This window comes from Ideonella sp., assembly GCF_041287625.1.
In the GTDB taxonomy this organism is placed as follows: Bacteria; Pseudomonadota; Gammaproteobacteria; order Burkholderiales; family Burkholderiaceae_C; genus Ideonella.
In genome coordinates this window covers 25,382-36,024 of the sequence record NZ_JBGGNH010000008.1, presented here as the reverse complement: position 1 = coordinate 36,024, position 10,643 = coordinate 25,382, and the positions used below count along the sequence as shown (strand labels likewise).

Below are 10,643 nucleotides of genomic sequence, written 5' to 3'. Positions count from 1 at the left end.
GCTGCTCAGGGTGTCCAGCGGGTAGGACTCGAACAGCGTGTGGCCGTCCACGTCATAGGACTTGACGACGAAGCGTTCCTTGCCAGTGCCGGTGTCCTTACGGTGGGAAATGACCGGGCGCCACAGGGCGTCGAAGTAGTTCTCTTCGAGCAGGTTGCCGGTGGTCAGCGTCTGTTTCCAGGTTCCTGTAGCCAAGCCGTAGGGCGCGCTGCCCGTGATGGGCGCGAAGGTGACGTTGGTCGCGTTGTAGGTGACGGGGTCGCCGGTGGGATAGGTGATGGTTTTCAGCCGGCCCAGCGCGTCATAGCCATAACCGGTGGTGTGGTCCGACTCATCTTTGAGCGAGGTGATGCGGCCGTAATCGTTGACCACCGCCGTTTTGGTATGACCCGTGGGGTAGCTGATGGTTTGCGGTATGCCGCGTTTCCAGTTGCTCAGTCCAATGATGTGCGAGGCCTGTGCCCCGTCGGTTACCGTGGCCAACGTGCCGTCAGTGTTGTAGGTGCGAATGTGCTGCCAGAAACCGAATTTGTAGTCGGTGGTCAGGCGACCGAGCGTATCGTAGGAATTCCAAAATATCTGAGTGGTGGTAGATGGCTCGATCACACTGACGCTTTGAGGCAAGCCGATCACCCACAAGCCATCGGTAAAATCCTTATAAGAAATCGACTCCTGCTTGCTGTAACCCAAGTTGCTGGACTTGGTCACATTGACCGGGCGAGCGAAGCTGTCGAAGCTGTTGGCGTACCAGCTGAAGGTGGCGGCTTGCTGGGTGGTGATTTTTGAACGTTGCGGCGTGAGTTGCTCGACACTGAAATGATCACCTTCAGCATCGCTTGATCCCACCAAATTCGGAAAGGGTTGACCGCCACCGTCGGATGCCGCGGCATAGGTGTAGCTCGTAGTCCTGAGCGTGCCGGAAGCATCACCTTCCTCCACCTTTTGCAGCTGACCATCGTTGGCCATCCAGACAGTACCGAATGTGTGCTTGACGACTTTGCCTTCGCTGTCGGTGACTGTGACAACTTTGGTGCCGCCACAATTGCTGGTGCAGGTCGACCACGACCCTACCGCTGTGGGGTAACCGTAGGTCCAAGACGTGGCTGGCAAACCAGGGCCAGACAGGCTTTTGGATGTCAATGCCATTGTGGCAAACACCCGAGGGTTGAATGCGTATGTATCGGTTGGCGAACCGCCTTTTGATAGACACTGTTTCCAAACGTATGCGCGCCCGTGAAAGGTGCCAGCCAACTTGAACGTACCTACCGCCCCTGAAGGATGGGTCATTGTGGCCGTTTGAATAGGGCTGATCAAGGACCCCGCCATTTCACAGCTTGCGGACCCGGAATAGTATTGAGGAGCGGCGATGACCGAAGTCAGATCAAACTTCCAAGCGGAATTATCTGGCTGCGTCACCGTCGTCAAATACCCGTTGGTATAGCCATACTTCCAAATGCGATTGCCGTCGGTGACCTGAGATATGTTAGGGCCATCGGAATAAGTAAAGTCCAAGTGGCGCCCATCGCTGGCCACTATAGAGTTCAGTTTTTTTGCGTCCACTGCGTCCCAGTTGTAGGTCACGGCGTTGCCAAATCTGTCGGTGATGATGCTCGGCACGATCCAGTATTCGGCGACGACGACTGCAGCAGAACTGCCACCTCCCGGGGGCGCCAGGGGACTACTGCGGCCCGCGATGGCCTGTGCTCCCGGCGTAAACGAGTACGGGGGCGCATACCAAGCCATGATTCGATCAAACCGGTACCTAGTTCCGGCGGGATCGGTGACAATGAAGCCTTCGCCTACACCGTTCACCAGATTTATTCCGCAACTGACTTGATACCCGTCGTGCGTTACTATTGGGTAATTTCCTGGGTTGTCCCCTGGCGAAGCGGAGTTGACCGATGAGCGACGCACCATTTCCTGGTCGCCCCTTCCCGGAAGATAAAGGAATGATCCATGCCAGAAGCCGGTTGCCGATGCCCAGTTATTGCCACCAAGGTCGCTACCGTCCACGGGAATACCAAACTGAGTGCAACGCTGAGAACTCCTATCAGGAGGAGACCAGCCCTTGTTGTAGACTCCAAAGGAAAATGTACCGTGCAAATGGGGTATTTCCAATTGCCAGTCACCGAACACACCCGTCTGACCTTGGGGATTGGACAGCTTGACGCTGATGGAGTCCCCTGTGGTGCGTCGTCGTCCCACTGAAACCGACAACGAATTATTGCCGGGCAGCGACACATCCTGTTGAACAAACTCCAGGCCGCCGTTGTAGATGTTGACCTTGTCGCCGAAAAGATCCGAACCATAGGCGGTAATCGTCTTCGCGGAGCCCACTCGCTTGTATTCTTCGTCGTACTCATCCGCATGCGCCCCATGCAGCAGCAATGCGCCTGCCAATGCCATCAGGCATTTGATCGTTCTGGACATTCCACCCTCCGTGTTTTTTGCGCGTTGGAGATTAGGTGAGGAAGGGGTGGGTCGCCCATCCCCAAAATGGGGTATCTGGTGAGGCATTTGACGGATGCAGGCAGCAGTTTTCATCACGGGTCTTCCGGGCCGCCGCCGGCCTGTTGTGGCCAATGCAGGCCCACGCTGGCGGCGTTTTCGTTGCTCATGCTGATGAGCCGTGCCAGCACCAGCGCGAGGTCATCGGCGTCAGTGGTGCCCACGATGAGCTGTGCAGCCGCCATGACATTGGGCAGCGAGCTTTCCGGGCCGACAGCCTGGCGCAGCGCGCTGCGAGCGTGCGGACCCAGGCGCTCATAGGCGTGGCAGATGGACAGGTACAGCCGGCGGGGCCGCGGGTCGCCGGTGGTCCAGGGGGTGGGCGCCGCGGTCATTTGAGCCCCAGCGCCTTGGCAATGCGATGGCCATCTCCGAAAGTGGCGCGGTTCACGCCACGGAGCACCTGGCTCACGGCCTGGTAGCGGAAGTCGTTGAGTTCGGCCCACTGCTTGAGTGTCATGCCCTGCTGCTTCAGCCGCGTCTTGACCTCTTCCGGCGTCAGAAGTGGAAGGCACTGCTCTTTTCGAGACGTCATTGATCACTCTCCCTGAGCTTGATGCTCGTTTTGAGTCAATGATAAAGCGCCATAAAGAACATCCACAAGGGCACTCCCATCCTCTGGCGTGTGGATGAAAGGCGCAGCGGCACCCATCGGCCATGGCGAAGCTCGGCGGGGGCAGCGATGAACTGGGAGAGAATTCGTAGCGAATCGCTATCAATCTCGCCATCTCTCATGCCCTCCAAGTCTTTCGTGCCAGGCGCGGATGCCGCGTCTTCCCGCGAGGCGCCGGCACTCGGCGTCGCTGCGGTCACGGTCCGGTTGCGCTCGGCGATGGCGGAGGTCGGCGTGGATCAGGCGCGGTTCGCCAGCCGGACCGGTGTTCCGTTCAGCACGGTGCGGGCCTATCTCTCAGGCAGGCGCCTGCCCAGCGCCGAGTTCCTGGCGGGCTTGTACACGGCATACGGCATCAATCCCGCGTGGCTGCTCACAGGCGAACTGCCGATGCGGCGGACGGCCGAAGCGCCAGCCGACGGCTGGCGCATGGGGGATGGACTGAACGAGCCGACGGCCCGCTATGGGCCAGGCCATGCGCTGCGGCTGCCAGAGGACTGGCTGGCGGCAAGGGAGCTGAAGCCCGAAGCCCTTTGCGTGGTCACGGTGGATGGCAATGCCATGGAGCCGGCCCTGCGAAGCGGCGACCTGGTGGTGATCCATCTGAAGGACACCGTGCCGCGCAGCGGCTTCATGTATGCGCTGCTGCAAGGCCCGGAAACACTGGTGCGCTTGTGCCAGCGGCTGCCGGACGGCTTGCTCAGGGTGAGCAGCGCCAACCCGGCGTATCCGGCTTACGACCTTGACCTGGAGGCCACGCCCGCCGTGACGGTGCTCGGGCGCGTGGTGGCATCGCTTCGCGACTGGTGCTGAGGCCGGGCCCGCAGGCCTGAGCCTTTCAGTCCAGCGACAGCATGCGCCGGCGTTTCTGGGTGTTGTCGATGTAGCGCTGAAGCGCGCGGGTCGCGTTGGCGTCCAGGCGGGTCAGTTCGCAGCCCAGCCGCACGCCCTTGGCTTGCGGCTGGATGGAGGTGACGTGGTGGACCATCAGGCTGGTCTGGAATTCGGTGTCGCCGTCCAGCGAGAGCCGGGTGCCGTGGATGACCACACCGGGCTCGACCGGGGGCACGTTTTCCGGCAGGAACAGCGCGCAGCCGCCGGCGCTGACGTCCAGCACGCGCAATTCCAGCCGCATGTCGGGCATTTGCGGGTGGCGAAAGATCGCCGTCGGCGCGGTGCGCTCCAGCGTGCGCACGCGGTAGGCGCTGCGTCGCTGGAAGCGGAAGAGTTCGCGCGGCATGCTGGTCTGCAGCACGCAAGCGTTCTTGCCATGCACCAGCAGCCGGTCGGCCACGTCGAACTGCAGCTTGATCTGGTCCAGGTAGCCGACGGCCGAGGCCTCTTCGGCTTCGACCATGCGCTGGGCGGCCGGCGACATCAGGTCCACGCTGAACGCCAGCTTGCCCTGGGTGGCATCAATGCTCCACAACGTGGTCGGGTAGGCAGTGCCGTCCGAGCCGCTGAGGTTGATCACCACGCTGCGGTCCATCAGCGCTTTCAGCAGCGCGCGGATCTCGTGCGGCTCGTCAATGCGGAACTCCTGCATCGACGAACCCGCGTTCGAGTCGATCGGGGCCGGGCGGGTGTCGGAAAACATCGGTGAATCCAGTCCGGGAGGCGAGGTGCGCGTGCGGGGCTGCGGGCAGCCGCTCAGTGCAGCGTCTTGCTGCGGCCGGTCATCATCTGGTCGAGGTCATCCAGCCAGGGTTCGGCCAGGTGACGGATCTCGGCGTCATTCAGCAAGATGCGCTGCATGATGCGCGACTTGACCTTGCTTTCGTCGGCCTGAAGCGATTCGGAGTGAGCGGCGTTCTTCAACTGGGCGATCAACACGGCGCAGGCGCCTTCCAGCTTGACGACCTCGTCCCAGTTCCCATTGCGGGCGGCGTCGACCATGTCAGCGCTGGCGCGCTCGATCGCCTCGTAAAAGTTCAGCAGGTTGGTGCTCATTTCAATGTTCCGGCAAGTCGTGTCGGGTCTTGGCGTGTCAAAACACCCGGCTCAGTTCACGCCTTGGTGGACCTGAGGGCCAATGGCCTTCCAGGCTTGGCGCAGGGGATCGATGAGCGACGCGCATTCATCGAGGATCTTTTCGTCGTTGCGGATGTTGGCCAGCGTCAGGCGCATGGTCAGGTAGGCGTAGAGCGACTGCAGGTCCAGCGCCAGGCGGCCGCCGTCTTTCAGGTTCAGGCCGGCCTTCAAGCCTTCTTCGACGATGCGGGCGGCACGGCTGATGGCCTTGCCCTTGGATTCGATCTCGCCAGCGCGCATGTAGCCGCGGGCCTGGCTGACGGATTCCATGAAGCCGTCGAACAGCATTTCCACCAATTTGTGCGGCGAAGCATCGACGATGCTGGTCTCGACACTCACGCGGCGGTAGGCGTGGGCCATGGCACCGGCCTGGCCGAGCGCGTAGGAAAAGCTGGGGGTGAACATTTGTGGGGTCCGTGTGTTGTTCCGCTTGTGTTGTTTATCGGTGCCCCAAGCGGGCACTTGAGCCGGGCCGATCTCCCGTATCACCCCGGCTTTCCGGACAGTTCCAAGACAGGTCCACGGGCTTTCTCCCTCTGTGGGACGGCCCTGGAAAGCCCATGAAAAAAGGCGCCCGCAGGCGCCTTCGATGACATGGACCTAGGGAAAGTACTGATCTTTCCGGCGCTCAGGACGACGACGACGACAGCGCCGCCATCTGCTGGGTGACATAGGACGACAGCGCATTGAGCGACGCCATCTGCGTGTCCAGCGCCTGGTACTGGGCTTCGTAGCGGGCCTGAACGCCGACCAGCCGGGCCTCCATCGAGTCCTGCTGCGACTGGTTGCGTTTGATCGCGGCGTTCAGCGCATCCTGCCGGGTCTGCAGGCTACCGTCCGAAGCGGTGGCGGCGTCGGCGAGGTCGCGGAAGCGGTCCATGAAGCCAGAGCTTTCGGCATCGGTGCCGTCGGTGGCCAGGGCCTTGCGCACTTCGGCCGGATTCTTCATCGCGGTGTCGAGCTTAGCGCTGTCGAGCTTCAGCGTGCCGTCCGCGGCCATCGTGATGCCGATGTCCGACAGGTGCGACAGCGAAGTCGAGGCCTTGGTGCCGTCGTTGATGATGCCGCGCATCTGCCACTGGAAACCGATGGTGGTGCGGTCGCCCTGCAGCGGCGCGCCCTTCTTGGCCGTTGCGTCGTACTTGGTCTGGTCCCGCATGTAGGACGCGAGGTCGTTGAAGGCCTTGACGAAGTCCTTGATGCCGGTCGTCACCGCGTCGGTGTTGTCAGTGATGGTGATCTCGGTCGTTGCCTCACCGGTCACTTTGCCGACGGTGAAGGTCACGCCTTCGGCGACGGTGCTGAAGGTGTTGGTGCTGGACTCGACCTGGATGCCATTGACGGTGGCCTTGGCATTGCCGGCGGCCAGGTTGCGTGTCATCGTGTTGCTGGCGGCGGTCGCGTCATAGGCCAGTGCCGACAGGCCGGTGCTGGCGTCGCCATCGTCGCTGGCTTCGCCGGCCGTGATGCGGAAGCCGTTCTCGGCACCGGTGGCGGTGGAGCGCAGCGACAGGCGCGAGCCGTTGGCGTCGGTGACGATGCTTGCCGTCACGCCGGCACCTGCCGCATTGATCTTGTCCCGAACGGCCGTCAGGCTGGTGTCGTCCGGGCCGATGGTGATGTTCAGCGCGCTGCTGCCATCCTTGGGGGTGAAGCCACTCGCCGGGCTGCCGCTGCCCCAGGCACCCAGCTCGATCGTCAACGTGCCTTCGCTGAGCGTGGCGCTGGAAGACGGGAACGCGCCCGAGGTGAGCGTCTGGGACGAGGCCAGGGCCTGCACGGAGACGGAATAGCTGCCGGCGGCTGTGCCGTCTTCGGCCGAGCCGGCAACGGACGTGCTGTCGCTGGAAGTGAAACTCTTCTTCGACCACAGGCTGAGGTCGGCCAGCGCCTGGGCCTTGTCGCCCATGGCCGAGGCATAGCTCTGCATCTTGCCCATCGAGGACAACGTGGTGCTGAGCGTCGTCTGCTCGGCGGCCAGCAGGTCAACCGGCCTGTGCTCGACCGCCATCAGCGACTTGATGATGTCGGTAACGGGCAGCCCGGAGCCGATGCCTATCGAGGAAAGGCTGCTGGTGGTGGTGGTCATGGTCAGCGCATCCTTCTGCCCGGCGAAGAATCACCGGTTCTGTGACAACAATGTCGGCGCGAGCACCATGAACTTGAGGGGTAGCGCACCGGAACGAAAGCCGGCGTCGCGCCGCGTTGCCGCGACCCCCGGCCGAAGATCAGCCCAGCAGCTTCAGCACCGACTGCGGCAGCTGGTTGGCCTGGGCCACCATGGCCGTGCCGGCCTGCTGCAGGATCTGCGCGCGGCTCATGTTGGCGGTTTCCTGCGCGTAGTCGGCGTCCATGATCCGGCTGCGGGCGGCGGCCTGGTTCTCGACCGACTGCTGCAGGTTGGAGATGATCGCGTCGAAGCGGCTCTGGGTCGCGCCGAAGGTCGCACGGGTGTTGTTCACCACGTCGATCGCGGCGTCGATGTTGTTGATCACCTCGGCGATCGCACCCGTCGTGGCCGCGGCGTCGATCACGGCGGTGGTCGAGGTGACCGTCGTGATGTCGCTGGCCGTCGCCATGTTGGTCGTCGCCACGTCGATCACGTCGTCGGTCGTCGTGTTGGCGCCGATCTGGAAGGTCAGCGTCGTCGCGTCGCTGCCCAGGATGTGCTTGCCGTTGAAGGTCGTGCCACCCAGCACCCGCTGGATTTCCGCCTGCAACTGCGTGAATTCCTTGTTCAGCGAGTCCTTGTCGGAGCTTGAGTTCGTCGCGTTTCGCGCCTGGACCGCCAGTTCCCGCATGCGCTGCAACGAGTCGCCCACCTTGGACAACGCGCCTTCCGCGGTCTGCGAGAGCGAGATGCCGTCGTTCGCGTTGCGGATCGCAACGTTCATGCCCCGCACCTGCGAATTCATCCGTTCCGCAATCGCCAGGCCTGCAGCGTCATCCTTGGCGGAATTGACGCGCATGCCAGACGACAGTCGCTGCATCGACGTCTGCAACGACGACTGCGACATGTTCAGGTTTCGCTGCGCATTGAGCGAAGCGAGGTTCGTGTTAATGGTCTGCGGCATGTGAGCACTCCTCAAGAATCAACCACACCCGGCGAACGTGCCGGCTTGCATGAACCGCTGCGGTTTTGAAGCCGCCGCGGGCCCTACAGCCCGGCACTCGATCACCATCGATAAGCACCATGTCGGATCTGACACGGCACCGGACTCGTCAGTGCTTCCGGACCACGCCGCCCGAGCAAGGGCGATGCGTTAGGTGTGATTCTCAAAGAGTGCCCGATCTCCAAAGCCGCGAAATGCAAGCTGAATCGGGTCTTCTTCCGTCCTGGCATTCGCCGGGACGCCGAACCCGGCCTAAGCCGGGTCCTCAGTGCTCAACAGTCAGGAAAAAAGCCGGCGGCGCCGGGTCTGGCCCCGGGTCGCCGGCGTTTTCAGCCTGCTGTTTACTGCAGCAGACGCAGGACCTGCTGCGGCAGCTGGTTGGCCTGGGCGACCATCGCGGTGCCTGCCTGTTGCAGGATCTGGGCGCGGCTCATGTTGGCGGTTTCCGTCGCGAAGTCAGCGTCCATGATGCGGCCGCGGGCTGCGCTTTGCGATTCCACGCCTTGCTGCAGGTTGGCAATCACCGCGTCGAAGCGGCTTTGCGTGGCACCGAAGGTGGCGCGTTGGTCGTTCACCGTGTTGATGGCGGTGTCGATGTTGTCGATCACAGTCGCCAGGGCGCCCGAGGTGGCCGTTGCGTCGATGGCAGCCGACGAGCCGGTGACAGCGATCATGTCCGTGTTCGTCACCATGTTGGTGGTGTTCACGGTGATGGTGTCGTCCGCGCTGGTGTTGGCGCCGATCTGGAAGGTCATGGCGGTCGCATCAGCGCCCAGCATGTGCTTGCCGTTGAAGGAAGTGCCACCCATCACGCGGGTGATTTCTTCCTGCAGCTGGCCGAATTCCTTGTTCAGCGAATCCTTGTCGGAGCTGGTGTTGGTCGAGTTGCGCGCCTGAACTGCCAGTTCACGCATGCGTTGCAGAGAATCGCCAACCTTGGCCAGCGCGCCTTCTGCGGTCTGCGACAGCGAGATGCCATCGTTGGCATTGCGGATCGCGACATTCATGCCGCGAACCTGTGAATTCATCCGTTCGGCGATCGACAGGCCGGCAGCGTCGTCCTTGGCCGAGTTGATGCGCATGCCCGAAGACAGGCGCTGCATCGAGGTCGACAGCGACGATTGCGAAGAAGCGAGGTTACGTTGAGCGTTCAGCGAGGCAACGTTGGTATTGATGGTTTGAGCCATGATAGTTACTCCAGAATGGTTTCCAAAAGTCTTCCGGTTAAAGCACCGGCGTTCGTCTTTCGCCTAAGCGCCGGGTGCTCCTCCGGTCGGGCAACTGCTCATTTGCCTGACCCTTGGCCATCTCACCGGACCTACAGGACACCGTTGTTTGCGTCCTGTGAGTTGGATATCGGAAGCGACTTTTGGAACCTTTAGGACTATCTGTGCCTGCACCCCGAAGCAGCGTCTTGGCAACGCCGGTTCGGGGATTCAGTGGGCTCAGGCCGGTTCGGAGAGAACCGGTTCAACCTGCGACCCTTGAAGGGCCGCCTCGGCGTCATCGAAGCAGCGACAGCACTTGCTGCGGCAGCTGGTTCGCCTGGGCGACCATCGCGGTGCCTGCCTGCTGCAGGATCTGGGCGCGGCTCATGTTGGCGGTCTCGGTCGCGAAGTCGGCGTCCATGATCCGGCCGCGGGCTGCGCTCTGAGACTCCACGCCCTGCTGCAGCTGCGAGATCACGGCATCGAAGCGGCTTTGCGTGGCACCGAAGGTCGCGCGCTGGTTGTTCACCGTGTCGATGGCGGTGTCGATGTCGTCGATCACCGAGGCGATGGCGCCCGAGGTGGCCGTGGCGTCGATCGAGGCCGACGAGCCGGTCACCGCCTGCATGTCGCTGTTGGTCACCATGTTGGTGGTGCTGACATTGATCACGTCGTCGCTGGTGGTGTTGGCACCGATCTGGAAGGTCATGGCGGTCGCATCGGCGCCCAGCATGTGCTTGCCGTTGAAGCTGGTGCCGCCCATCACGCGGTTGATTTCGCTCTGCAGCTGGCCAAACTCCTTGTTCAGCGAGTCCTTGTCGGAGCTGGTGTTGGTCGAGTTCCGCGCCTGGACCGCCAGTTCACGCATGCGCTGCAGCGAATCACCGACCTTGGCGAGCGCGCCTTCTGCGGTTTGCGCCATCGAGATGCCGTCGTTGGCATTGCGGATGGCCACGTTCATGCCCTTGACCTGGGCGTTCATCCGTTCGGCGATCGACAGGCCGGCTGCGTCGTCCTTGGCTGAATTGATGCGCAGGCCGGAGGACAGGCGCTGCATCGAGGTGGACAGCGACGATTGCGAGGCCGACAGGTTGCGCTGGGCGTTCAGCGAAGCAACGTTGGTGTTGATGGTGGAAGACATGGGATAACTCCTGCACGGGGCTTGATAAC

11 protein-coding genes are annotated in these 10,643 nt (G+C 62.4%); 1 reads left to right on the top strand and 10 read right to left on the bottom strand.

Annotation, left to right across the window (positions count from 1 at the left end; genetic code table 11):
• The 3 genes from ACAH41_RS01945 to ACAH41_RS01935 form a co-directional block, all read right to left on the bottom strand.
• Nucleotides 1–2,430: RHS repeat domain-containing protein (locus ACAH41_RS01945; protein ID WP_325649422.1), on the bottom strand; the 2,430-nt coding region annotated here is incomplete at its 3' end.
• Nucleotides 2,431–2,543: 113 nt separating this feature from the next.
• Nucleotides 2,544–2,843, bottom strand: coding sequence for a hypothetical protein (locus tag ACAH41_RS01940; RefSeq protein ID WP_325649421.1), 300 nt, complete (start codon nt 2,841–2,843; stop codon nt 2,544–2,546).
• Entirely contained in the window at nt 2,840–3,043 is a 204-nt protein-coding gene (locus tag ACAH41_RS01935; protein ID WP_325649419.1) for a DNA-binding protein, read from the bottom strand. The genes ACAH41_RS01940 and ACAH41_RS01935 overlap by 4 nt, the downstream gene beginning before the upstream one ends.
• Nucleotides 3,044–3,241: 198 nt before the next feature.
• Here ACAH41_RS01935 and ACAH41_RS01930 point away from each other — a divergent pair, with 198 nt between their 5' ends.
• Nucleotides 3,242–3,934 (top strand): S24 family peptidase, encoded by a 693-nt coding sequence (locus ACAH41_RS01930; protein ID WP_325649417.1) that lies wholly within the window; start codon nt 3,242–3,244, stop codon nt 3,932–3,934.
• Nucleotides 3,935–3,959: 25 nt separating this feature from the next.
• Here the strand turns inward: ACAH41_RS01930 and ACAH41_RS01925 are convergent, their stop codons facing one another.
• The 7 genes from ACAH41_RS01925 to ACAH41_RS01895 all read right to left on the bottom strand — a co-directional run bounded on the left by ACAH41_RS01925 (nt 3,960) and on the right by ACAH41_RS01895 (nt 10,614).
• Nucleotides 3,960–4,718 (bottom strand): flagellar regulator YcgR PilZN domain-containing protein, encoded by a 759-nt coding sequence (locus tag ACAH41_RS01925; RefSeq protein WP_325649415.1) that lies wholly within the window; start codon nt 4,716–4,718, stop codon nt 3,960–3,962.
• Between the two features lie 53 nt (nt 4,719–4,771).
• Nucleotides 4,772–5,071 (bottom strand): flagellar protein FliT, encoded by a 300-nt coding sequence (locus ACAH41_RS01920; protein WP_325649413.1) that lies wholly within the window; start codon nt 5,069–5,071, stop codon nt 4,772–4,774.
• 51 nt (nt 5,072–5,122) lie between these two features.
• On the bottom strand, nt 5,123–5,557 hold the full coding sequence (gene fliS / locus ACAH41_RS01915) for a flagellar export chaperone FliS (RefSeq protein ID WP_325649411.1): 435 nt from the start codon (nt 5,555–5,557) through the stop codon (nt 5,123–5,125).
• Between the two features lie 223 nt (nt 5,558–5,780).
• On the bottom strand, nt 5,781–7,241 hold the full coding sequence (gene fliD, locus ACAH41_RS01910) for a flagellar filament capping protein FliD (protein WP_325649410.1): 1,461 nt from the start codon (nt 7,239–7,241) through the stop codon (nt 5,781–5,783).
• Nucleotides 7,242–7,380: 139 nt separating this feature from the next.
• Nucleotides 7,381–8,226: a flagellin gene (locus ACAH41_RS01905; protein WP_325649408.1), complete on the bottom strand. Its 846-nt coding sequence runs from the start codon at nt 8,224–8,226 to the stop codon at nt 7,381–7,383.
• A 380-nt stretch (nt 8,227–8,606) separates the two neighbouring features.
• Nucleotides 8,607–9,452 (bottom strand): flagellin domain-containing protein, encoded by an 846-nt coding sequence (locus tag ACAH41_RS01900; protein WP_325649406.1) that lies wholly within the window; start codon nt 9,450–9,452, stop codon nt 8,607–8,609.
• Nucleotides 9,453–9,768: 316 nt separating this feature from the next.
• Entirely contained in the window at nt 9,769–10,614 is an 846-nt protein-coding gene (locus ACAH41_RS01895; protein ID WP_325649404.1) for a flagellin domain-containing protein, read from the bottom strand.
• Nucleotides 10,615–10,643: the final 29 nt, after the last annotated feature.

Bases quoted from the DNA above. Each gene is read 5' to 3' on its own strand.
- ACAH41_RS01940 (WP_325649421.1), bottom strand. From the start codon at position 2,843: ATGACCGCGGCGCCCACCCCCTGGACCACCGGCGACCCGCGGCCCCGC.
- ACAH41_RS01935 (WP_325649419.1), bottom strand. From the start codon at position 3,043: ATGACGTCTCGAAAAGAGCAGTGCCTTCCACTTCTGACGCCGGAAGAG.
- ACAH41_RS01930 (WP_325649417.1), top strand. From the start codon at position 3,242: ATGCCCTCCAAGTCTTTCGTGCCAGGCGCGGATGCCGCGTCTTCCCGC.
- ACAH41_RS01925 (WP_325649415.1), bottom strand. From the start codon at position 4,718: ATGTTTTCCGACACCCGCCCGGCCCCGATCGACTCGAACGCGGGTTCG.
- ACAH41_RS01920 (WP_325649413.1), bottom strand. From the start codon at position 5,071: ATGAGCACCAACCTGCTGAACTTTTACGAGGCGATCGAGCGCGCCAGC.
- fliS (WP_325649411.1), bottom strand. From the start codon at position 5,557: ATGTTCACCCCCAGCTTTTCCTACGCGCTCGGCCAGGCCGGTGCCATG.
- fliD (WP_325649410.1), bottom strand. From the start codon at position 7,241: ATGACCACCACCACCAGCAGCCTTTCCTCGATAGGCATCGGCTCCGGG.
- ACAH41_RS01905 (WP_325649408.1), bottom strand. From the start codon at position 8,226: ATGCCGCAGACCATTAACACGAACCTCGCTTCGCTCAATGCGCAGCGA.
- ACAH41_RS01900 (WP_325649406.1), bottom strand. From the start codon at position 9,452: ATGGCTCAAACCATCAATACCAACGTTGCCTCGCTGAACGCTCAACGT.
- ACAH41_RS01895 (WP_325649404.1), bottom strand. From the start codon at position 10,614: ATGTCTTCCACCATCAACACCAACGTTGCTTCGCTGAACGCCCAGCGC.